Consider the following 21,598-nt stretch of genomic DNA (forward strand, 5'->3'; position numbering starts at 1 on the left):
AGCGCCGTGCAAGCATGGCGGTGCGCACAAAGTGGATTAGACGTAATGAGTGTAATGGTAAAACGACGGGTTCATGTTGCGGCGGCTGCAATGATCAGCGCCGATCAAAAGCACGTGCTGATCGCGCGTCGGCCTTCCAACGTCGATCACGGCGGTTTATGGGAGTTTCCTGGCGGTAAACTGGCCCCCTATGAAACTGGGTTAGAAGGCCTGAAACGTGAGTTGCATGAAGAGTTGGGCGTGGAGATCGTCCGTGCTCAGCCGCTCATTCGCGTTCACCACGAGTACCCTGATAAGCATATCTTGCTCGACGTATGGCAGGTGCATGAGTTCGCCGGCGAGCCGTTTGGCCGTGAGGGTCAAGCGGTGCGGTGGGTGCCGATGAACGAGCTGGTGAACTACCCGTTCCCGGCAGCGAACCTGCCGATCCTCCGCGCTGTGATGCTACCTACCGAGTATTTGATTACCGGTGAAGAGCCTGACGACGAGCGCTTCGCAGCGCTGCTCGAGCGCGCTCTGCGCGAAGACAATATTCGTCTTGTTCAGCTGCGTGCCAAAAGTTTGGATGAGGCAGCCTACGTGGCTCGTGCCGAGCGTGCGCTCACGCTTTGCCGTGAATATGGGGCAAAACTGCTGCTCAACGGTGAGCCTACGCTCTTGGAACAGGTCGATGCCGATGGCATCCATCTGACCAGTGCGCGGTTGATGGAGCTGGATCGTCGCCCGATTGCCGAAAACAAGTGGCTGTCGGCATCAACGCATGACCAGAAGCAGCTCTCCCAAGCGGCCGTGTTGGGGTGTGATTTCGTCACTCTGTCGCCGCTACGCACTACGCCTTCGCACCCGGAAGTGGCCCCCATGGGCTGGCACGACTTCCAACAACTGGTGGAGCGGGCCGGTATGCCGGTGTTCGCGCTGGGCGGCATGACCCGCTTCGACGCCAACCACGCGCGCGCGGTGGGCGCGCAAGGCATCGCCTCGATTCGCGATTTTTGGAAGTAAGTACTTTTGCCGTGGGTACGCTTGCTGTAGGTACGCTTGTCTGATCGCCAATAGTAAAACGCCTGCTCTGGTCACAGGGCAGGCGTTATTAGTTGTTAGGGAGAAGTAAATACCTAGTCGCGGTAGCGGCGGGTCAGGTCGCCATAGGCGTCGACCCGGCGGTCGCGCAGGTAGGGCCAAATACGGCGGGTGTTTTCGCTACGCGCCATATCCAGGCTTACGACCAACTGCTCGGTCTCTTCACCCGCATGTGCTAACAGCTCGCCTTGTGGGCCGCAAATAAAGCTACCGCCCCAAAAAGCGATACCGTCGCCCACGCCGGAGTGATCCGCTTCAAGGCCGACGCGGTTGGCCACCAGGACTGGCAGACCGTTGGCAACGCCATGGGCTCGCTGAATGAGCGTCCACGCCTCTTTTTGGCGCGCCTTTTCGGCGTCGTCGTCGTTAGGGTCCCAGCCAATGGCGGTGGGATAGAGCAGCAGCTCGGCACCCGCCAGCGCCATCAGGCGCGCCGCTTCCGGATACCACTGGTCCCAGCACACCAAAACCCCTAACCGCCCCACGGACGTGTCGATGGGCGTAAAGCCCTCTTTGCGGGTGTCGTCGGCGTCGCCAGGGGTGAAGTAAAACTTTTCGTAGAACCCTGGGTCGTCGGGAATGTGCATCTTACGATACTGACCCACTCGCCCCTGAGCACGGTCGTAGACCACGGCAGTATTGTGGTAAAGCCCCGCTGCGCGTTTCTCGAACAGCGAGCCTACCAGCACGATATCCAGCTCTTTGGCCAGTGCCGCTAGCCGCTGGCCGGTGGGGCCGTCCAGTGGTTCGGCAAGATCGAACAGTGCCGGGTCTTCGTATTGGCAGAAGTAGTGGGTGGCGTGCAGCTCTTGTAATAGTACGAGCTGTGCTCCTTGGCTCGCTGCTTTGCGAATGCCCGCTTCGCTTTCGGCTAGACTGCGCGCTTTGTCCGGCCATGCGGCTTGTTGAATCACCGCCACGTTGAGTGTCTGAGACATGCTGCTCTCCTTAAGAGTGAGTGGTCGCAGGCACAAGCGTACCTTTGGGTAGCTGCATGGTTAAGCAGTGCAGGCTGCCGTGCTGTCGAATCACGCTGACGCACTCGATGGGAATCAGAGTATGTTCCGGGAACGCCACGGCCAGCGCCTGGAGGGCCGTGACATCCGCAGGATCTCCGTAAGTGGGTACGAGCACGGCGTCGTTAATGATCAGAAAGTTAGCATAGGTGGCTGGCAGGCGATGACCGTCTTCAGGATCGAAACAGGCCTGGGGCCAGGGAAGCGGAACGAGCCGGTAGGGCTCGCCGTTACGCTGACGAAACGCTTTTAGCTCCTGTTCCATGGCCTGGAGGGCCGTATAGTGGCGATCGGTGGGATCATCGCAGCGCACGTAGGCAATGGTGGTGGGGCTACAAAAACGAGCCAGTGTATCCACATGACTGTCGGTATCGTCACCTTCTAAGTGCCCGTGCGTTAGCCATAGTATTCGGTCGACACCAAAGTCGTCTGCCAATCTCGCTTCGATATCGGCACGGGAGAGTGACGGGTTGCGGTTGGTATTCAGCAAGCACGCTTCGGTGGTGAGCAGTGTGCCCTCGCCGTCGGTTTCGATGGCGCCGCCTTCCAGTACCATGTCACGCGAGGCCACCGGACAAGCCCATACGCCTGCGTCTGCCAGCCACTGCGTCAGCTGATTGTCCCGCTCGGCGGGAAATTTACCGCCCCAGCCGGTAAAGGTGTAATCCAGCAGCAACGGTTGGTCATCGTCATCCAACACCGTCATCGGCCCGTGATCCCGCGCCCAGGTATCGTCGGTGGGTGCGACAATGAGCAGCAATTGCTGTTGGGGAATTCCATACGCCTCGAAAGTGGCGGTCAGACGCTGGTAAGTCGCCTCGTCGGGCACGCAAATGATCACCTTCTGGTAGCGCGCGGTGGCCAGTACGATTCGCTCTAGCGTGGCTTCGATACGCGCCAGCATATAGGCCCAGTCGCCGTCAGGGCGGGGCCAAGTGAGCTGCAGACCATCTTGAGGATGCCACTCGGGCAATAGGCGGTGAGTATGGGTAGCCAACGTCAACGGTGCTCTCTCTAGTCAGAATAAGCTTACCCAGCGGGCAAGAGGAACGGGCGCAATTTAGGGGGTTGCCTCACAACTTGCAAGCGTTACTGACCATCGAGGGAACGCTGTGGGTAGCCGCCACTCTAAGGCTGCGTTTGCACATGCAGCCATGCTAAAAAAACCGTACCATGGACGCCCATTATTAAGGAATGTCGTCATGCTTGATCGTTTGCCTTTTCTGGTGGGGCTGCGCTATGTGCGCGCTAAACGCCGGAACCATTTCATTTCATTTATCTCTCTGACGTCGATGCTGGGACTGATGCTGGGCGTGGCGGTGTTGATTCTCGTCTTGTCGGTGATGAACGGCTTCGATCACGAGCTGCGTACGCGCATTCTGGGTATGGTGCCCCACACTAAGATCGAATCCCAAGAAGGGCTGGTGGAGTGGGAAGCGTTAGCTGAGCGGCTAATGCAGCGTGAGCGGGTGATCGGTGCGGCGCCCTACGTCGAGCAACAGGGCATGTTCTCTGCCGGAGGCCGTAATCAAGGGGCGATGGTCAATGGCATTCACCCTGACTGGGAAGATCGCGTCTCCATCATTGGCGAGCATATGCGTCAGGGGGAGTTGGCCGATCTCGTGCCCGGCGAGTGGAATGTCGTGTTGGGCTCTATGCTTGCACGTCGGTTGGGCGTGGGAGTAGGGGACCGTGTGACGTTGCTGGTGCCTGAAGCCTCGATTACACCGGCAGGCGTATTTCCACGACTCAAGCGGTTTACCGTGAGCGGTATCTTTAGCGTCGGGGCCGATCTCGATGCGAGCCTTGCCTATGCCAACATTGAAGACATGCAAACGCTGGCTCGCATGGGTGATGCAGTGGGTGGGTTACGCCTGGAGCTGGATGACCTGTTCATTGCCGGTAGTGAAACCCAAGCCATCGTCAATGAGCTGGGCCCTGGCTATCGTGGCACCGACTGGACGTTTTCCCAAGGAAACCTCTTTCAAGCGATTCAGATGGAAAAGCGCATGATCGCGCTGCTATTGACGGTGATCATCGCCGTTGCCGCTTTCAATATCGTCTCGACGCTGGTGATGGTGGTCACCGACAAGCGCGCCGATATTGCCATTTTACGCACCATTGGTGCCACCCCGCGGTCGATCATGGGGATTTTCATCGTGCAGGGACTGGCGATTGGATTGATCGGCATTGCCGTTGGCGTTGCGGTGGGTATCGTGCTGGCGCTGACCATTGCCGACCTGATCGCCTGGTTCGAGAGTGCCTTTGGCATTCAGTTCCTGGATGCGGGGGTTTATTTTATCAGCGATCTTCCATCTCGGTTGGTGTGGAGCGACGTGCGTGACATCGTGCTGGCCGCGTTTGGTCTAACCTTCCTCTCGACGCTTTACCCTGCATGGCGAGCCGCCCGAGTTCAGCCTGCCGATGTACTTCGCTATGAATAAGGAGGCTCAGATGACGCCAACCAACGCCAACGCCATCATGTTGGAATGCCGCGAGCTTACCCGCGTTTACAGCGAAGGCCCACAGGATCTGACCGTGCTGGATCAGCTCGAACTCACCGTGCACGCGGGCGAGCGCGTCGCGATCGTGGGTAGTTCCGGGTCGGGCAAGACGACCCTGTTGAACTTGCTGGGAGGGCTGGATCGACCCAGCTCAGGCAGCGTGGTGATTGGCGGCGAACCGCTGTCGGGATTGAACGAAGCCGCACTGGGCCGCTTTCGCAACCAGTACATCGGTTTCGTATATCAATTCCACCACCTGCTGGCGGAATTCACGGCCGTCGAGAACGCGGCACTGCCGCTGATCATTCGTGGTCAGTCGAAAAAAGCTGCCGAGCAGCGTGCCATGCGGTTACTGGAGCGGGTAGGTATGAAGGCTCGCGCCGATCATAAGCCAGGTGAGCTGTCTGGAGGCGAGCGCCAGCGGGTAGCGATTGCCCGAGCACTCGTCACAGACCCAAGTCTGGTTTTGATGGACGAGCCAACGGGTAACCTCGACCAAGCTACCGCTGCCACCATTCTGAGCTTGATGGACGAGCTGGCCAAGGAGAGCGCCTGTGCCTTTGTGATCGTTACTCACGATGTGAGCCTTGCCGCCCACCAAGATCGGGTGATGAAGTTGGATGGAGGCCGCCTGGTGGCTCAGGCGAGGTGAGTCAATCGTCAAACTCCGATTCGATGCGGGCTCGGCGCCGCCGTCTTTTAAGGCGGCGGCGTTTCCAGTTATGGGAGACGTGCCAGCGCCAGATTAAGCGAATCCCGATGTTCGCAACAATGGCCAGTACGAGGGCTGTGATCAATGATCCCAGCAACAGTGGCGGCAGAATGTCGTGCATCTGCTCGGCAATCCAGCGCGTCGAAATACGTGAAGGAGCCTCCCGCGCAGGGGCGCCTAGCAAAAACGTACCGATGCGATAATTGACGTAAAAAATCAGCGGCATGGTGAGCGGGTTGGTGACCCATACCAGGCCGACCGAGAGGGCCAAGTTACAACGGCTCAGCCGCGCGCCCAATGCTGCCACTACCATCTGAAAGGGGATGGGCAGCATTGCACAGAACAACCCGACGCTGAACGCGTTGGCCACGCTGCGTCGGGTCAGTAGCCATAGGCCCGGGTCCGCAATTAGCGGTGCAATGAAGCGCAGCGAGCGCTGACGCTTTAATGTGTCGGGCTTTGGCATGTAGCGCTGCAGGAAACGGCGCGGCATGTCAGGTACTCTTGAAATAAGTTGTTGCTATTATCCATATCGCGCAGGGCTTCGGCTATGGCGCATGCAGGAATGGTGAGCCACCAGGGAGGGGTGCATGGGCCAAGGCATCGCGATGCCCGCGGCAGTCGCGGCGCTGATAGGCGGTTTTTTCGCGTGGTGGACCGGGGCGCAGAGCGGCCCATGGTGGCTTCCATCCGTCATGGGCATGGGCGTGCTGCTGTGTCTGGCTTCTCGTCCTAACGCGTTACCGTGGCTGTTCATTGCTGCAGTCGTTGCGGTGAGCATTCAGCAAGAGTGGTCACGCCAACTGCCCGTCGGACTGAGCGGGCAGGATATCGTCATCGACGCCTACATCACTGAGGTGCAAGAGCAGCCGGGCGCAAGGCGGCTGCGCTTGAAGGTCGAACGCTGTACGGCCCCTCGACACTTACCTAGTTGCGAGCGATTGGGAAGTGTCAGGGTTAGCGCATACGACCATGCTTTCACCCCAGGCGAGCGCTGGCGGATGACCGTGCGGCTGCGCCCGCCCTCTGGATTTCTCAATCCGCATACGTTCAATTACGAGCAGTGGCTGTGGCGCGAAGGGATACATGCCACGGGTTACGTACGCGCGAATCCTGCGCCCCAGAAGCTGGCTGCGGCGACGCCCCGATTGCGGTCTTGGGCGCAGGATTATTTGGCACAGAGTCCTTTGGCGCCTCGCACCCAGCGGTGGTTGGCGGCATTGACGCTGGGCGATAGCGAACAGCTCACGCAAGACGACTGGACGCTGTTGAACGCTACGGGGACCACGCATCTGGTGGTGATTTCTGGCCTTCACGTGGGGTTGGTGGCCTCTTTCGTGCTGCTATTGGGTCGCTATGGCGCCCGTCTGATAACACCCACTGATTGGCGCCTGCGAACATGGCCCTGGTGGTTGGCGGGGGCAGCGGCCATTGCCTATGCGGCACTGGCGGAACTGGCACCCCCGGCGATGCGGGCGATGATCATGACCCTGCTGGGTCTATGGGTGCTTAGTGGACGCCATGCCCCCGGCTCCTGGCAGGCGTGGTGGTTAGCCTTAGCGCTGGTACTATTCTTCGATCCTCTCGCGCTTTGGCGGCCAGGGCTATGGCTATCGTTTCTGGCGGTTGGCTGGCTCATTCTCTTATGGCAAGGGCGTCCCCGACCCGTGGGAATAAGGGGGTGGTGCTGGGCGCTGCTGCGTTCGCAACTGTTGCTCGCGCCGTTGATGGCCGCTGCAGTGCTGCTGGCATTCGGGCGAGTAGCACCCGTGGCGCCGCTGGTCAATCTGATCGCCGTGCCGTGGGTTAGCTCGATAATGGTGCCTAGCGCGCTGCTTGGTTGGCTACTCTCACCGCTACCTGGCCTGGGCGCGCTGACGTGGTGGGCGTTCGAGCAGGCGTTGGGAGGGTTCCACTGGCTGTTGCGCCTCGCGGTCGATGCAGCACCTCTTTGGCAGCCGCCCTCATCGATGGTCTATCCCCTGGCGGGTAGCCTAGTGCTGGTATCGCTGTGCTGGGGGCTGCCCGCCATTCCGCGTTGGCTGGGTATCGCATCACTGGCGCTCGTCGCGACACTCCCCTTATGGCCTAGAGAGCCGACGCTAGCCCCTGGACGGCTGGACGTAACCGTCTATGACGTGGGGCAAGGTCAGTTGGTCGAGCTGCGCAGCGTCCATTATCGGATGTTATATGATACGGGGCCGCGTTTTCGTAGCGGCTTCATGCCTCTGCAAAGCCTGTGGCCCCCTGGCCAGCTCATTGATCGAGTCATCGTCAGTCACGCGGACACCGACCATGCCGGTGGCATCGAAGCACTGCTGTCCGAACACCGCGTCCGCCAGTGGTGGGCTCCTGAGGGGGAAGTGTTGCCGGTGGACAGTCACCCTTGCCAGCAGGGGCAGCAGTGGCAACAGGACGGTGTTCGCTATCGTATCCTTTGGCCACCGAAAGGGGAGAATGCGCTCTCCTCGAACGATCGCTCCTGCGTGTTGGTGGTAGAGGTCGGCGAACATCGTTTGCTACTGACAGGAGATGTCGGGCGACAGATCGAGCGACAGCTGCTCAACCAGTTCGATGGCCCGGTAAGCGTCCTAGTGGCAGGGCATCACGGCAGCTCGACAAGCTCTAGCGTTCAGTTCGTGCGCGATACCTCTCCCCGCCACGTCGTGTTTAGCGCAGGAAGGGGTAATCCGTTCGGGCATCCCGCCGATGAGGTGGTGCGTCGCTTTCGCCAGCAGAAGAGCTGCCTGTGGAGCACTGCCCACGATGGCGCACTGCGTTTTTCGCTTATCCCGCAACAGCCTATTGAGCTGCGGCCTCTGCGCGTTCTTGTAGGTGGTCATCAGCGGTGTTGAAGCGGGCCACCATCAGGTAGAATCGCCGACACTGCACACTACTGCCGGGAGCGCGTGTGACTGATTCAGGTTGGATGTTATATAGAAGGTTATTGGGGTACGTAAAGCCACACTGGCGTGCGTTTGCGCTAGCGGTGGTAGGGTTCGTGATTTATGCCGCATCGAGCACGGCGCTGGCGGAGATGATGAAGCGACTGATTGACGGCATCCAGAATCCAGATGCCGCTTTTCGTTTGTTTTTGCCGCTGTTCGTCGTGCTCATGTTCGCCTCTCGCGGGCTAGGAACGTTCTTGAGCACCTATTTCATGGCTTACGTTGGACGCTATGTCATTCACACCCTGCGCTGCGACGTTTTTGCCCATTTGTTGCACCTGCCGGGGCGCTTCTTCGATCACCACTCTAGCGGCCACCTGGTCTCACGCGTCACTTATCATGTCGAGCAGGTGGCGGGCGCCGCCACCAATGCGGTCACGATCATTTTACGAGAAGGGCTGTTCGTCATTGGGCTGATCGGTTATCTATTCTGGACCAACTGGATGCTGACACTGCTGTTTCTGGGCGTCACGCCAATCATTGCGGGTGTCGTGAGCTATGTAAGCAAGCGCTTTCGACGTATCTCCAAGCGCATTCAGCACTCCATGGGTGATGTGACGCACGTTGCTTCAGAGGCGCTCTCCGGTTACAGAGTGGTGCGTACCCACGGTGCAGAAGCGTATGAGAAGCAGCGTTTCGAACGGGTCAGTGAAGAGAACCGTCGCCAAAGCATGAAGGAGGCCATGACGCGCGCGGTCAGCTCGCCTGTGGTGCTAATGCTGGTGGCGATTTCCATGGCGCTATTGGTTTGGCTGGCCATGGCACCTTCACTCATGGAAGACATGACGCCAGGTGAGTTCGTTGCCTTCATTACGGCAGCGGCGCTGATGATCAAACCGGTTCGTCAGCTCACCGAAATCAACGGTGAGATTCAGAAAGGCATTGCCGCGGCGTCCGAGCTGTTTGGCTTGTTGGATCTGACGCCTGAACAAGACGAGGGCAAACGCTTACCCAACAAACTGAGTGGCCACGTGGTGATCGAGGATGTCAGCTTTCGCTATGACGACGACCACCCAAATGTGCTGCACCACATTGATCTCGACGTTGCCCCCGGCGAGTTGGTGGCGATCGTGGGGCGCTCGGGGAGCGGAAAATCCACTTTAGTGAGCCTGCTACCGCGCTTCTATCGACCGAGTGAAGGGCGTATCTTGATCGATGGCGTCAATGCTGACGAGTATGCCTTAGGCCCGTTGCGCCAGAACATTGCTTTGGTCTCCCAGCAGGTAACGCTGTTTAACGCATCGATTGCCGCCAACATTGCCTATGGGGAGGCAGATCCTGATCCTGTCGCTATCAAAGCCGCCGCCGAAGCCGCCTATGCCAGCGAGTTCATCGAAAAGCTGCCCGAAGGCTTCGCGACGATAGTTGGGGAGAATGGTGTCATGCTTTCAGGCGGTCAGCGTCAGCGGCTTGCCATCGCTCGGGCGATCTTCAAAGATGCGCCTATTTTGATCTTGGATGAAGCGACTTCCGCCCTCGATACCGAATCCGAGCGCTATATTCAAAAAGCGCTGGAACACGTCTGTCAGGGGCGAACCACGCTAGTGATCGCCCATCGCCTCTCTACCATCGAGCGTGCCGACCGTATCCTGGTGATGGATCAGGGACGCATCGTGGAGCAGGGGACGCATTTTGAGCTGTTGGAAAAAGCCGGTGCCTACGCAGCCCTCCATCAGCTTCAGTTTCAGGAGAGTGAATGAGCTTGTCGCAGCGCTGGCTGAAAGCCGCCTATGAAGGCAGCGCGTGGCTGACGCCGCTCTATCCGCTCGGCTTTTTATACCGTTATCTCATGAGGCGGAGAGCGGCGCTTTACCGTCATGGTGATAAGCCAACATGGCGAGCGCCAGTGCCGGTGATCGTGGTAGGTAATATTACCTTGGGGGGAACCGGTAAGTCGCCACTGGTCGCATGGCTAAGCCGTTGGCTCAAAATGCAAGGGTTTTCACCGGGTATCGTCACACGTGGCTATGGCGGAAAGGCGCCGGTCTATCCCTTGCTGGTGACGCCGTCAACCGACCCGCGTCATAGCGGTGACGAGCCGCTCATGCTAGCTCAGCAGACCGGTGTACCGGTCGTTGCCGATCCGCAGAGGTCACGCGGGGCCGATATGCTGATGCGGCAGGGGTGCGACGTATTAATTAGCGATGATGGCTTGCAGCACTTAGCGATGGGACGCGATATTGAGTTAGTGGTGGTTGATGGTGCCAGAGGGCTCGGCAATCGTCGTTGTCTTCCGGCGGGTCCACTGAGGGAGGCGCCGGCGCGGTTGGCGAGCGTAGATGCAGTGATCATTAACGGAACTCCCCAGCGTCCGCTGGGTATTGAGGGGGTGCCCATGACACTTGTACCCACGCGTTGGCGCTACTTGAAGACTGGGCAGGAGTGGCCACTTCAGCCGCTGCCATTTTCTCTTCCTGTCGATGCGATGGCGGGAATTGGCAATCCTCAGCGCTTTTTCGATACGCTTCGATCATTGGGTGTTAGCGGAGCGATGCACCCTTTGAATGACCATCAGCCTTTCGATGCCAGCACCTTTCAGTTCGTATCGAAACGCCCCGTTATCATGACGGCCAAAGACGCCGTGAAGTGTCAGGCGTTTGCACCGCCTGATAGCTGGGTATTAGACGTGGAAGCGCAGCTTCCACACGCATTCGAGGACTGGCTGCTCAATAAGCTGTCCGACTTGACTCAAAGGGGAAGCACCGATGGATAAGGAATTATTGGCGATGCTGGTTTGCCCACTATGTAACGGCAAACTGAAGTATGACCGAGACGCGCAGGAGCTTTGCTGCCATTACGATGGATTGGCGTACCCTATCCAGGACGGCATTCCTGTCATGCTGCCTGAAGAGGCGCGACGCATGGATGCCGATGAAAAACTCGCTACCTCGCCTGGCCGCACTGGGGAGGCGTGATGGGAGACACGTCGACGCCGTTCATCGCCGTAGTGCCCGCGCGTTTTGGCTCCTCACGGCTGCCGGGGAAGCCGCTCCTAGACATTGCGGGAGAGCCGATGGTGGCCCACGTGTGGCGGCGGGCCTGCCAGAGCCAAGCCAGCCGCGTCGTGGTCGCCACCGATGATGATCGCATTCGCGACGCCATGCTGTCTTACGGTGCAGACGTCGTCATGACGCGCGACGATCACCCGTCGGGTACTGATCGACTGGCCGAGGTCGTCGAGCAGCTCGGTCTCGACGACGAGACGCTGGTAGTCAATGTCCAGGGTGATGAGCCGCTTATTCCTCCCGTACTCATCGACCAAGTGGCGCATCGCTTGGCCGATGATCCCGATGCTGCGATGGCCACGTTGGCGGAACCGATCACGGATGTAGATACGCTCTTCAATCCTAACGTGGTGAAAGTCGTGCGCTCATTGCAAGGGCGTGCGCTTTATTTCTCTCGGGCACCGATTCCGTGGGATCGGGAGCACTTCACACGCCAGCCCAACCTATTGGAAACCGATGCATGGCTACGCCATATCGGTATCTATGCCTATCGGGCTAGCTTTTTGGCAGCTTATCAGGATTTGCCGACCTCCACGCTGGAGCAATTGGAGCAGTTAGAGCAGCTTCGCGCTCTCCAGCATGGCTACGCGATTCAAGTGGCGTTGGCCAGCGCGGTGAATCCTGCCGGTGTGGATACGCAAGAGGATCTAGCGCGTGTCAGAGCGCTGCTGGCGGTAGAGGAGGGGCGGTCATGACACGCGTACTGTTCGTTTGTCTGGGCAACATCTGCCGCTCGCCCACGGCGGAAGGCGTATTTCAGCAGGCGTTAGCGCGTGCAGGGCTCACTCATCTTGTCGACATCGACTCCTGCGGCGTAGGCGATTGGCACGTGGGTAAAGCCCCTGACCTGCGTGCCCAGGCGGCCGCACGTCGGCGTGGCGTGGACATCAGCCACCTGCGTGCCCGACAGCTAACCGCGAACGACTTCCATGCGTTTGATTACGTGCTAGGTATGGATCATGACAACTTGGCGGCCATCCATGCGTTACAGCCCGCCGATAGTCAAGCCAAAACAGGGTTGCTATTGGCGTATGCCGGGTTGCCCAATACGGATGTGCCTGATCCCTACTACGGCGGAGAGGAGGGATTCGAGCAGGTATTGGACATGATCGAGCAGGCCAGTGCCGGATTGATCGACGAGTTGACCCGTGGTCGCTGACGCTGTGAATCAACCAGCAGCCTGGGTGGATTTGTCTGCCGCCAATACGCTGCGTCTGCCTTGTCAGGTGGAGCATTATGCCGCGCCCACTTCGCTAACGAGCCTACAGGCGGCGCTTCACCATGCCCATGCTCGGCAGTGGCCCATAACGCTGCTCGGCGGTGGCAGCAACGTACTTTTGCCGCCTACTCTCATGGGCATGGCGCTGCGCCCAGCGCTTTGCCACTGGTGGTTGGAGCGCCAGGACGAGAGCGTCGTGGCGTTCGTCGGCGCTGGCGTCAACTGGCACTCGCTGGTCATGGCCTTGGCGGCCAGAGGGCTTTGGGGGACGGAGAATCTAGCGCTCATTCCAGGTGATTGCGGTGCGGCGCCGGTACAGAACATTGGGGCCTACGGCGTCGAACTGAGCGATGTGCTGGAAGGTGTCCAGGTGGTCGAATTGGCCACGGGCGAGGTGCGCTGGTTGAGCGCTCAGGCCTGTCAGTTCGGCTATCGAGATAGTATCTTCAAACGGGCACTGGCTGGTCGAGTGGTGATTACTCAACTGGCACTTCGGCTCTCCGAGCGCCCACGTCCCGTGCTGGGCTATGGCGATTTGGCCTCTCGTGTGACGGCTTCACCCACGCCGCTGGCGGTCGCTCAGGCGGTTTGCGCCATTCGACGAGAGAAGCTGCCAGACCCGGCCGTGCTCGCCAATGCGGGTAGCTTCTTCAAGAACCCGCTGGTGGACGAGTCGCAAGCGCAACGCCTTCTACAGGCATATCCGCAGATGCCGCACTTTCCTCAAGCTCACCACCAAACCAAGCTGGCGGCAGGATGGCTGATCGATCAGTGTGGCTTGAAGGGCTATCGTGACGGCGCTTTCGGCGTGCATGAGCGTCAAGCCCTGGTACTCGTGCACTTCGGGGGAGGCGACCGTCCTGGGCTGCTGCGTTTTGCTGAAAGCGTGGCAAACGCTGTATACGATCGGTTTGCCGTCACGCTGGAGCCCGAGCCTCGCGTGGTTTAAGCAAAGCATCGAGTAGCTATAAAAAACCCCGCCGAGGCGGGGTTTTTTGTGCTTGGCCGTTACTCTTGCGAGTTCTGACCTTGAGCGTTCTGCTGCTTGCGCAGCTCACGCGGATCGTTATGGGCACGACGGCGACGACGGCGGGGTTTAGGCGCTTCTTCGTCGGTGGCAATGCTAGCTGGCGCTGGCGCAGACACCTCGTCGGTCGAGGCAGTGGCCGCGGGTTTCTGCTCGGACGCGTTGGCAGTCGCTGATGTGGCTTCATCGGCGACGGCATCGCTGGGCGTCTTCTCGGCAGTTCGTTCGCTTGCCGGCGTGGCCGCCTCGGAGGTCGGTGCGTCGTCTTCAGGCTTCGCAGAGGGCGTTGTGTCAACGTTGTCCTGCTCCGCTTCTGCCGTGGGCTGGGCATCGACGTCTGCTACTGGCGCTACCGATACGTCGGTCTTCGCCGCTTGGGCGTGTGCTTTGTCAGGCGCAGCGCTGCTTGCCTCGGTCTCTGTCGGAGTGGCCGCGGGCGCTTGAGGCGCGTTCGTGGCCTGCGGCGCCGTTGCGTGATCAGTTGGCTGAGCCTGAGCATCGTTCGCATCGGCAACGCTTGCATCCGGCACTTCGGCTTTGGGGGCCTCAACTGCTGACGACTCTACGTGGGGTTCTTGCTGCACGTCCGCGGTGCGTGCGCGGTCTGTAGTAGCGTCGTCAGGCTCCGCGTGGCTAGCTGCTTCCGTGGAGGCGGGCTCGGGCTGCGGTCTGCTAGGTGCCGCTGCTTCTTGAGCGGTGGCTTCCGGCTTGGATTGACGACGCTGGCGCGTCGGTTTGCGAGCTTTGTCGGCACTGTTGACTGTGCGCTCTGTGGGAGTGCTCTCTTTGGTGCTCTCTCCAGTGCTGCCGCCAGTACCTTCGCCAGCGCTCACTTCGGACGTCTGGTCGGCCTGATCGCTTCGTAGGGTCGCGGCATCAGTCGGTGCCTCGGTGGCCGTTGCCTTAGAGGCTTCGGCTGTCTGTGTGGAGGCCTCAACCGTGGGAGTCACGTCAGCAGGCGCTGTGTCGGCCATGCCATCAGTGGCTTGAGGAGCCTTTGCAGCTTCGGCTTGCAGCTTCAACTGCTCGGCTTCCGCCTGCGGATTGAGTGCCTGTTTACGCGAGCGGTTACGCGGGTTGTTGCGGGTGCGCTTTGGCTTGCCGTCATCTTGCTGTCCGTCGTCGGCTTGCGCCGCAGGTGCGCGCTCCTCTTGCTTATCCTGCTTGGGTTTGCCGTCCCGTGGCTTGTCGCGACGAGGCTCCTGAGGTTTGCCAGACTCTTCTTTGGACGTCTCTTTCTGGGCCTCTTTAGGACTCTGCTGACGCGGGTTTTTCGCGTTCTCTTGGCCTTTGCTATCGTCCTGTTGGGGGTGGCGGCGGCGGTTACGCGTACGGCTTGGGCCGCTGCGCTTGTCGCTAACGTCCTCGCTACGTGGCCCGGTGTTGCCTGCTGAGTTGCTGCGCTGATCGTTCTTGGCGTTATCGCTGCGCTGTTCCTGCTTGGGCGTGCTGTCGCTACGCTCCTGGGCCGGTTTGCTGCGGCGCTCGTTGCGTGACGGGCGGCTTGGCTGCTCGGACTGCTTGCGTGGCGCTTCTGCCTCTTTAGCCGTCTGCTGAGCGCTGTCATCGCCGCCCAATAGCTTGGCGAAGCCGCGAATGAAGCGGCCGAGTACGCTGGGCTGTTCGGCGGTCGGCGCTGGAGCGGCGGCTACCTTGGCAGGCGCTTCTTCGGTTTGTAGCGATGCAGGCGCCGGGGCGTTATGCACGACGCTCTTCACGGCAGCTTCGGCACGCTGAGCAGGGGGCGCAAAGCTTGGGTCTGGCTCTTTGCCGACGTCGGTGTCGGTCGACAGCTCGAAACTGGAGAGCGAGTGGCTATCATCTTCGTCTAAATGATCATCCCGCAGGCGCTGGACATCATAATGCGGCGTGTCCATGTCAGGGCTGGGAAGCAGGACCACGCGAACCCCTTGGCGTGACTCTATGTCTGCCAGCACGCTGCGCTTTTCGTTCAGCAAGTATGTGGCCACGGACACTGGCAAGATGGCGCGTATTTGGGCGCTGCGCTCTTTCATGGCTTCTTCTTCGATTAGACGCATGATCGAGAGTGATAGTGAGCGTACGTCCCGAATGGTGCCCTGGCCGTTGCAGCGCGGGCACACTACGCCGCTGGTTTCGCCGAGAGAAGGGCGCAGGCGCTGGCGCGACATTTCCATCAGACCAAAGCGAGAAATGCGACCGATTTGAACCCGCGCGCGATCCAGCTTCAAGGCATCGCGCATGCGGTTTTCGACTTCACGCTGGTTGCGCGCGGGCCCCATGTCGATAAAGTCGATGACGACCAAGCCACCAATATCCCGCAGGCGCAGCTGTCGGGCGATCTCGTCGGCGGCTTCCGAGTTGGTTTGCAGTGCCGTTTCCTCGATATCGCTACCCCGCGTGGCACGGGCGGAGTTGATGTCGATTGAGACCAGCGCTTCGGTGTGGTCGATCACGATCGAGCCGCCTGATGGCAGCTTCACTTCCCGCTGATAGGCGGTTTCGATTTGCGACTCGATCTGGAAACGGGAGAAGAGCGGAACTTCGTCCGCGTAGAGCTTGATCTTCTGTTGGTACGAGGGCATGACCTGGCGAATGAACGCCAGCGCCTCGGCGTGAATCTCGGGGCTATCGATCAATACCTCGCCGATATCCTGGCGCAGGTAGTCGCGCATGGCGCGAATGATGACGTTGGATTCACGGTAAATCAGAAACGGTGCCGAGCGTTTGCCTGCTTCCGTCGTGATGGACTCCCACACCTGAACGAGGTAATCCAAGTCCCACTGTAGCTCCTCGGAGCTACGTCCGATGCCGGCCGTACGAACGATCAGTCCCATTTTATCAGGAACGGTGAGCTGACCCATTGCATCTTTGAGCTGGCTGCGGTCATCGCCCTCGATACGGCGTGAAATCCCTCCTGCGCGTGGGTTGTTGGGCATCAACACCAAAAAGCGACCCGCGAGACTGATAAAAGTGGTCAGCGCTGCGCCTTTGTTGCCGCGTTCCTCTTTATCGACCTGAACGATGACTTCCTGGCCCTCTTTTAGCACCTCTTTGATGCTAGGGCGACCAGAGACGTCTTTGATGAAGTATTCGCGCGAGATCTCTTTCAGAGGAAGGAAACCGTGGCGCTCGGCACCAAAGTCCACGAACGCGGCTTCGAGAGAGGGTTCTACTCGGGTGATCTTACCCCGATAAATATTGGCTTTTTTCTGTTCCCGAGCGCCGGATTCGATATCCAAATCGTAAAGGCGCTGTCCATCTACCAGTGCGACCCGCAGCTCTTCAGGCTGGGTCGCGTTAATTAGCATCCGTTTCATGTTGTCTCACGTAGCATGGCGTGCCGACATACTTTTGAAAGCGTGCGTCGGCGAATCGCTGGGTGCTGCGTGCTTGTGCTCGGCGCATGGTTATGCTGACGCATTAAGCCGGGAAGGCAGTCGTGCCGACCCGGCCGAAAGGGCGTTGAGTACGTGGCGGCGGCAGAACATGTTTCGGTGGCTGTCACGTCCATCCGGCTCTGCTGACACCGCCTACACCTGGCATTCATCGATTCGCCAACGCCGGTATCGGCACAGCGTTGATCTTAGCGCCCTAGCGTTGCAACGACTTGTGACGAAAAGAGGCTGCAAGGCTGAGGCGTAACGTTTATTTAGTGACGGGCCCGCCGTTTCTGGCCGAGCCTGACGTTCTCTCTCGTCCGACGGGTGTCAAACGACAGAGTTACTACATTTCAATACGTTGTCAGTAGGTAGTGCGTACACTTATCACTACTGAGTGCGCTCTGACCTGCGTGTTGGTCGTGCAGGTGCGAAGCCAAAACGTGGAACATCCTTCTTTATACCAATGTTATAAAAGCGGGCCACGTTCGGCCCGGCCACGTTGGCCGATGAGCGCTTTGGAATATAACAGTAAAGACAACCACCAGCAATTGACGCAATGCCGGGAGCTCTACGTTAGAATGCCGTTTTTAATCTGACGTCAAAGAATGTCACCAGGAGTAAGCGGCAATGTCCGAAGGGCGTGAAGTACAGTGGGTGGAAATCGCCCCGGAACAAGCAGGTCAGAGAATCGATAATTTTTTGATGACCCGATTAAAAGGGGCTCCCCGCGCACTGATTTACCGTATCGTTCGTAAAGGGGAAGTTCGGGTCAATAAAAAACGGGTCAAAGTCGATTATCGCCTGCAGTCGTGTGATTTGGTGCGAGTGCCGCCGCTGCGTCTTGCCCCTAAAGAGGCGGTGAAAGAAGTCAGCGATAATCTGCGCGACCTGCTGGTGGGAAGCGTGATCATGGAAGGGCCCGACTGGATGGTGATGAACAAGCCGTCGGGCTTGGCCGTCCATGGGGGAAGTGGTGTCAAGATTGGCTTGATCGAGGCTCTTCGCCAAGTGCGTGACGACCTGACGTTCTTGGAGTTGGTGCATCGTCTCGATCGCGATACTTCCGGCTGTTTACTGCTCGCCAAGTCCCGTGATGCGTTGGTTACTCTCAACGAGTCTTTGAAAAAACACGGCATGGACAAACGCTATTTGGCGCTGGTGGCCGGACGCTGGCCTGCCCGCAAAACCTACGAAAGCGCGCGGCTGGATCGTTTCGATGCAGGCAACGGCGAGCGGCGCGTGCGGGTAGACCCCAATGGTAAGGTGTCACGCACTCACTTCTCCGTGATCGAGACGTTCGAAAAAGTCACGCTGATCGAAGCGGAGCCAGTGACCGGTCGCACTCACCAAATTCGCGTGCACGCTGCCCATGCAGGGCATGCGCTATTGGGTGATGATAAATACGCGACCCGTGAAAGCGCAGTGCTGACCAAGCAATTGGGCTTGGGCCGCCTCTTTCTACATGCTCGCTCGCTGACCTTTCCAGAGCCTGGTAACGGCAGACCTGTGACGGTTAAAGCGCCGCTTCCAGGGGCACTTGAAGAGACGCTCAAGCGCGCACGTCAATGAGGGAAATGCTATGCGTTACGAGCTGATTATTTTCGACTGGGACGGCACGCTAATGAATTCCGTGCCCAAAATCGTCGCTTGCATGCAGGCGGCGGCGATGGATGCCGAGTGGGGCGAACTGGACGTCAGTGCCATCGAAGACATCATCGGTTTAGGGTTGCCTGAGGCAATCGCCAAGCTATGCCCGGGCATTGCGTCCGAGCAGGCCGAGCGGCTGCGCCAGCGTTACTCCCATCACTTTGTAGAGGGCAATACGACGCCAATGCCTTTTTTCGACGGGGTAGAGGCGCAGCTGGCGAGATTGCGGGAGCGACCCCAGCAACGTCTTGCGGTCGCGACGGGTAAAAGTCGTCGCGGTCTCGATCGAATCTTTCGTGAGACGGGGAGCGGCGAGTTTTTTCACGCGAGCCGCACGGCCGATGAGACACGTTCAAAGCCACATCCCCAGATGCTAGAGGAGATTTTGGCCGAGCTGCAGGTGCCAGTAGAGCGCGCTGTTATGGTGGGAGACACCGAATACGATTTGGAGATGGCCCGCGCCCTGGGGATGGATCGGGTGGGGGTGACCTACGGTGTGCACACGCCCGCTCGTCTGGCGGCTAGCCAGCCCGTGTGGGTGGCTGACGACATACCGTCACTGTTCGATTGGCTCTACAGCGAGCCGCTATACAGACAGGCCTAGACGTGAATACACGCAACGTAGGAGTCGACGATGAGTGATGATCAGCGGCGTGACGAGCGCCATGGAGAGGCACCCAGCAGCCGTGATCCATCGAGTGAGCATGATCGCTGGACGCAAGGACCTGAAGTGCCTGCGCAGCAAAAGCGGGCAGCGCAGACAGGTAACCAAGAGGACGATGCAGAGACCCTAAGAGAGCGTCAGCGGCTAGCTCAGCTTGAGATGATGGATCGTTGGATCGGTGGTGTGCTGACCGAGCAGCGTAGAAGCCGCCGCTGGAAGCTATTCTTTAGGTTGATGTTACTCGCGCTGGTGCTCATCTCGCTGACGACGACGCTCTATCGGTTATTTTTGGCAGAACCTACCGCTGCAGTGCCCGCGCAGCAACACTTGGCGTTGATAGAAGTGCACGGAGTGATTGCCAGCGATGCGCCTGCCAATGCGGAGCGCATCATCCAAGGTTTGAATCGAGCCTGGGACAATGCCGGTGTTGCCGCCGTGGTGCTGCACATCGACAGCCCGGGAGGAAGTCCTGTCCAGTCTCAACGTATTTATACCGAAATCATGCGCCTGCGCGAGCAGGGCGATAAGCCGATCATTGCAGTGATCGAAGATATGGGTGCCAGCGGTGCTTACTACGTTGCGTCGGCGGCAGACGAGATCGTTGCGTCTCCGGCCAGCTTGGTGGGATCGATTGGCGTGATTTATGCGGGATTTGGCTTTCAAGAAGCCATTGCCGAGCTGGGAGTCGAGCGCCGAGTCATGACGGCGGGTGAGAACAAGGCGTTTCTAGACCCCTTTCAGCCGTTGGACGAGGACGTGGCGCGCTTTTGGCAAAGCGTGCTCACCCAAACGCATGAGCAATTCATTGGTGATGTGCGAGCGGGGCGCGGAGAGCGTTTGAGCGATAACCCGGATATTTTTTCCGGGCTAGTCTGGAGCGGCGAGCAGGCGCTTGGCTTAGGGTTGGTCGATGAGTTGGCGAGTCTAGAGCAGGTTGCCCGTGCACAGGTGGGCGAGGCGTCCTGGGAGAACTACACGCCTCGTTTAGATCCCTTCGAGCGGCTAACGCGCCGATTTACTCAAGCGGCTGCCGAGGTGCTGGGTGTGCACACTAGTCATGCGCCGATAAAGTTTCAGGCCCAGTAGCGTCAGACGTCGCCAAGGGGTTCATGCCCACGTGGCGAAGCATGTCGCAAAGGGCGATGAGGGGCAGTCCGATCAATGCGTTGGGGTCACGGCCCTCCAGACGCTCGAATAGTGTGATTCCCAACCCCTCCATGCGAAAGCTTCCGGCGCTATCGAGGGGTTGCTCAAGGGCAACGTAACGTTCTATTTCCTGTTCGCTCAAGGTGCGGAATACCACCTCGAACGGCTCGATATGCACGTGGTGGCGCTGATGTCGCGTGTCGACCAGAGCGAGTCCCGTCAAGAACGTGACCTTACGGCCCGAAAAACGCGCTAGATTGGCACGTGCGCGCTCCGATGTGTGTGGTTTGCCGAGAATGTCACCTTCGAACAGGGCAATTTGATCAGAGCCAATGATACAGTGGTGGGGGAAACGCTCGGCCACCGCGTTGGCTTTGCTCAGCGCAAGGCGGTGAACGAGTGCCTGCGGGGATTCGTTATTGAGGGGCGTCTCGTCGATGTCAGGGGAGTGACATTGGTAAGGTAGCTGCAGACGGTCTAGCAGCGCTTGGCGAAAGCGAGAGCTAGACGCAAGGACGAGGGGGGCGTTTTGCATTTGCGGCACTGTCGTCTCCTTTTGACTGGGATGGCGCCATCAGCACGGGCATTGAGTGTAGCGAAAGCGCGGCGACATGCCTAATAGCCCCGTTTTCACCGAGCTATCGATAAGAATTATGCTATGAGCTTTGACACCAGGGGGGCGAGTGCCTATCATTGCGCGCCTATGTTGACCTCACAACTCCCCAGCCGGGTTGAGCCTTATAAGCTTGCAGCCCGCCGCGAACGACTCGAAGGCTTAGTGGCGCTGAATAAGCTGCCCCGCCTTGCTGAAGAAGCAGGCGACCAAACGGGCGACTGTCATGTCGTACTCGAGTTTGGTGTCGATGCCCAAGGTCGCCGCGAAATTCGTGGCCATTTGCAAGCGACGCTGGCACTGCCTTGTCGTCGCTGTATGGTGCCGCTTAGCCAAGACGTTTCCAGTGACTTCCTGCTTGGGATGATTACCGACGAAGCCTTGGCCGCCGAGCTGCCTGCCAGTCATGAGCCGGTGCTGGTGGAAAACGAACAGCTGGACCTGCTGACGGTGGTCGAGGATGAGCTCATTCTCAGCCTTCCCCAGGTGGTCTACCACGATGAGACCGAATGCCATGTCTCGGCGGAGCAGCTGGTCAGCAAGACCGAAGGCGCGGCGGACGAGTCCGCTTCAGCCAAGAATCCTTTCGCGGTGCTCAATGCTTTGAAAAGCAGTGGCGCTTTGAAAGGCAAAAAGTAAGCATCACTTACCCTAC

At 59.2% G+C, this 21,598-nt stretch carries 19 protein-coding genes; 14 read left to right on the plus strand and 5 right to left on the minus strand.

All coding sequences use genetic code 11. The features are described from left to right. Positions 1-45: 45 nt before the first annotated feature. Entirely contained in the window at positions 46-1,002 is a 957-nt protein-coding gene (locus FHJ80_RS11035; protein ID WP_239284014.1) for a Nudix family hydrolase, read from the plus strand. 113 nt (positions 1,003-1,115) lie between these two features. On the opposite strand, the gene FHJ80_RS11040 is transcribed toward FHJ80_RS11035, so the two are convergent. Both FHJ80_RS11040 and FHJ80_RS11045 read right to left on the minus strand, forming a co-directional pair. Then, the gene (locus FHJ80_RS11040; protein WP_139527207.1) at positions 1,116-2,018 is read right to left on the minus strand and encodes a carbon-nitrogen hydrolase; all 903 of its coding nucleotides are present in this window, start codon (positions 2,016-2,018) and stop codon (positions 1,116-1,118) included. Between the two features lie 10 nt (positions 2,019-2,028). Continuing rightward, on the minus strand, positions 2,029-3,099 hold the full coding sequence (locus FHJ80_RS11045; RefSeq protein WP_139527208.1) for an agmatine/peptidylarginine deiminase: 1,071 nt from the start codon (positions 3,097-3,099) through the stop codon (positions 2,029-2,031). Between the two features lie 199 nt (positions 3,100-3,298). On the opposite strand from FHJ80_RS11045, the gene FHJ80_RS11050 reads away from it, so the two are divergent. Next, entirely contained in the window at positions 3,299-4,540 is a 1,242-nt protein-coding gene (locus tag FHJ80_RS11050; protein ID WP_139527209.1) for a lipoprotein-releasing ABC transporter permease subunit, read from the plus strand. A gap of 10 nt (positions 4,541-4,550) precedes the next feature. Then, a complete protein-coding gene (locus tag FHJ80_RS11055) occupies positions 4,551-5,252 on the plus strand; it encodes an ABC transporter ATP-binding protein (protein WP_139527210.1) in 702 nt (233 codons plus the stop codon). A 1-nt stretch (position 5,253) separates the two neighbouring features. On the opposite strand, the gene FHJ80_RS11060 is transcribed toward FHJ80_RS11055, so the two are convergent. After that, the gene (locus tag FHJ80_RS11060; protein WP_139527211.1) at positions 5,254-5,805 is read right to left on the minus strand and encodes a DUF2062 domain-containing protein; all 552 of its coding nucleotides are present in this window, start codon (positions 5,803-5,805) and stop codon (positions 5,254-5,256) included. Between the two features lie 97 nt (positions 5,806-5,902). Between FHJ80_RS11060 and FHJ80_RS11065 the strand changes: the two genes are divergently transcribed. Genes FHJ80_RS11065 through murB form a run of 7 tightly spaced genes read left to right on the plus strand, consistent with a single transcriptional unit; the run spans position 5,903 to position 13,433 of the window. After that, positions 5,903-8,167: a DNA internalization-related competence protein ComEC/Rec2 gene (locus tag FHJ80_RS11065; protein ID WP_139527212.1), complete on the plus strand. Its 2,265-nt coding sequence runs from the start codon at positions 5,903-5,905 to the stop codon at positions 8,165-8,167. Positions 8,168-8,223: 56 nt separating this feature from the next. Further along, positions 8,224-9,960: a lipid A export permease/ATP-binding protein MsbA gene (gene msbA / locus FHJ80_RS11070; protein WP_139527213.1), complete on the plus strand. Its 1,737-nt coding sequence runs from the start codon at positions 8,224-8,226 to the stop codon at positions 9,958-9,960. Beyond that, entirely contained in the window at positions 9,957-10,973 is a 1,017-nt protein-coding gene (gene lpxK, locus FHJ80_RS11075) for a tetraacyldisaccharide 4'-kinase (RefSeq protein WP_139527214.1), read from the plus strand. Before msbA ends, lpxK begins: the two co-directional genes overlap by 4 nt. Next, a complete protein-coding gene (locus tag FHJ80_RS11080) occupies positions 10,966-11,175 on the plus strand; it encodes a Trm112 family protein (RefSeq protein ID WP_139527215.1) in 210 nt (69 codons plus the stop codon). Before lpxK ends, FHJ80_RS11080 begins: the two co-directional genes overlap by 8 nt. Further along, the gene (gene kdsB, locus FHJ80_RS11085; protein WP_139527216.1) at positions 11,175-11,960 is read left to right on the plus strand and encodes a 3-deoxy-manno-octulosonate cytidylyltransferase; all 786 of its coding nucleotides are present in this window, start codon (positions 11,175-11,177) and stop codon (positions 11,958-11,960) included. The genes FHJ80_RS11080 and kdsB overlap by 1 nt, the downstream gene beginning before the upstream one ends. After that, entirely contained in the window at positions 11,957-12,424 is a 468-nt protein-coding gene (locus tag FHJ80_RS11090; RefSeq protein ID WP_139527217.1) for a low molecular weight protein-tyrosine-phosphatase, read from the plus strand. The genes kdsB and FHJ80_RS11090 overlap by 4 nt, the downstream gene beginning before the upstream one ends. Then, entirely contained in the window at positions 12,414-13,433 is a 1,020-nt protein-coding gene (gene murB, locus FHJ80_RS11095) for a UDP-N-acetylmuramate dehydrogenase (protein ID WP_255303930.1), read from the plus strand. The genes FHJ80_RS11090 and murB overlap by 11 nt, the downstream gene beginning before the upstream one ends. 59 nt (positions 13,434-13,492) lie before the next feature. Here murB and rne read toward each other — a convergent pair whose 3' ends face one another. After that, on the minus strand, positions 13,493-16,810 hold the full coding sequence (rne, locus tag FHJ80_RS11100) for a ribonuclease E (protein WP_139527218.1): 3,318 nt from the start codon (positions 16,808-16,810) through the stop codon (positions 13,493-13,495). Positions 16,811-17,500: 690 nt separating this feature from the next. Here rne and FHJ80_RS11105 point away from each other — a divergent pair. Genes FHJ80_RS11105 through sppA form a run of 3 tightly spaced genes read left to right on the plus strand, consistent with a single transcriptional unit; the run spans position 17,501 to position 20,270 of the window. Next, the gene (locus FHJ80_RS11105; RefSeq protein ID WP_139527219.1) at positions 17,501-18,442 is read left to right on the plus strand and encodes an RluA family pseudouridine synthase; all 942 of its coding nucleotides are present in this window, start codon (positions 17,501-17,503) and stop codon (positions 18,440-18,442) included. Between the two features lie 10 nt (positions 18,443-18,452). Further along, complete coding sequence (locus tag FHJ80_RS11110; RefSeq protein WP_139527220.1) at positions 18,453-19,124, plus strand: HAD family hydrolase; 672 nt, start codon at positions 18,453-18,455, stop codon at positions 19,122-19,124. A 30-nt stretch (positions 19,125-19,154) separates the two neighbouring features. Then, positions 19,155-20,270, plus strand: a complete 1,116-nt coding sequence (gene sppA / locus FHJ80_RS11115; protein WP_139527221.1) for a signal peptide peptidase SppA — start codon at positions 19,155-19,157, stop codon at positions 20,268-20,270. Here the strand turns inward: sppA and FHJ80_RS11120 are convergent. Next, complete coding sequence (locus FHJ80_RS11120) at positions 20,236-20,865, minus strand: nucleoside triphosphate pyrophosphatase (RefSeq protein ID WP_139527262.1); 630 nt, start codon at positions 20,863-20,865, stop codon at positions 20,236-20,238. The two genes, sppA and FHJ80_RS11120, sit on opposite strands and share 35 nt — an antisense overlap. A 168-nt stretch (positions 20,866-21,033) precedes the next feature. Here FHJ80_RS11120 and FHJ80_RS11125 point away from each other — a divergent pair, with 168 nt between their 5' ends. Further along, the gene (locus FHJ80_RS11125) at positions 21,034-21,582 is read left to right on the plus strand and encodes a YceD family protein (RefSeq protein ID WP_139527222.1); all 549 of its coding nucleotides are present in this window, start codon (positions 21,034-21,036) and stop codon (positions 21,580-21,582) included. Positions 21,583-21,598 lie beyond the last annotated feature (16 nt).

The sequence above is a fragment of the Halomonas sp. BL6 genome, from assembly GCF_006228115.1.
Lineage (GTDB): Bacteria > Pseudomonadota > Gammaproteobacteria > Pseudomonadales > Halomonadaceae > Vreelandella > Vreelandella piezotolerans.

Excerpts from the sequence above, each read along its gene's own strand:
- FHJ80_RS11055 (WP_139527210.1), top strand. The coding sequence starts at position 4,551 with ATGACGCCAACCAACGCCAACGCCATCATGTTGGAATGCCGCGAGCTT.
- FHJ80_RS11080 (WP_139527215.1), top strand. The coding sequence starts at position 10,966 with ATGGATAAGGAATTATTGGCGATGCTGGTTTGCCCACTATGTAACGGC.
- FHJ80_RS11105 (WP_139527219.1), top strand. The coding sequence starts at position 17,501 with ATGTCCGAAGGGCGTGAAGTACAGTGGGTGGAAATCGCCCCGGAACAA.
- sppA (WP_139527221.1), top strand. The coding sequence starts at position 19,155 with ATGAGTGATGATCAGCGGCGTGACGAGCGCCATGGAGAGGCACCCAGC.
- FHJ80_RS11050 (WP_139527209.1), top strand. The coding sequence starts at position 3,299 with ATGCTTGATCGTTTGCCTTTTCTGGTGGGGCTGCGCTATGTGCGCGCT.
- FHJ80_RS11110 (WP_139527220.1), top strand. The coding sequence starts at position 18,453 with ATGCGTTACGAGCTGATTATTTTCGACTGGGACGGCACGCTAATGAAT.
- FHJ80_RS11040 (WP_139527207.1), bottom strand. The coding sequence starts at position 2,018 with ATGTCTCAGACACTCAACGTGGCGGTGATTCAACAAGCCGCATGGCCG.
- FHJ80_RS11125 (WP_139527222.1), top strand. The coding sequence starts at position 21,034 with ATGTTGACCTCACAACTCCCCAGCCGGGTTGAGCCTTATAAGCTTGCA.
- FHJ80_RS11120 (WP_139527262.1), bottom strand. The coding sequence starts at position 20,865 with ATGCAAAACGCCCCCCTCGTCCTTGCGTCTAGCTCTCGCTTTCGCCAA.
- rne (WP_139527218.1), bottom strand. The coding sequence starts at position 16,810 with ATGAAACGGATGCTAATTAACGCGACCCAGCCTGAAGAGCTGCGGGTC.
- FHJ80_RS11035 (WP_239284014.1), top strand. The coding sequence starts at position 46 with ATGAGTGTAATGGTAAAACGACGGGTTCATGTTGCGGCGGCTGCAATG.
- lpxK (WP_139527214.1), top strand. The coding sequence starts at position 9,957 with ATGAGCTTGTCGCAGCGCTGGCTGAAAGCCGCCTATGAAGGCAGCGCG.
- FHJ80_RS11065 (WP_139527212.1), top strand. The coding sequence starts at position 5,903 with ATGGGCCAAGGCATCGCGATGCCCGCGGCAGTCGCGGCGCTGATAGGC.
- FHJ80_RS11090 (WP_139527217.1), top strand. The coding sequence starts at position 11,957 with ATGACACGCGTACTGTTCGTTTGTCTGGGCAACATCTGCCGCTCGCCC.
- FHJ80_RS11060 (WP_139527211.1), bottom strand. The coding sequence starts at position 5,805 with ATGCCGCGCCGTTTCCTGCAGCGCTACATGCCAAAGCCCGACACATTA.
- kdsB (WP_139527216.1), top strand. The coding sequence starts at position 11,175 with ATGGGAGACACGTCGACGCCGTTCATCGCCGTAGTGCCCGCGCGTTTT.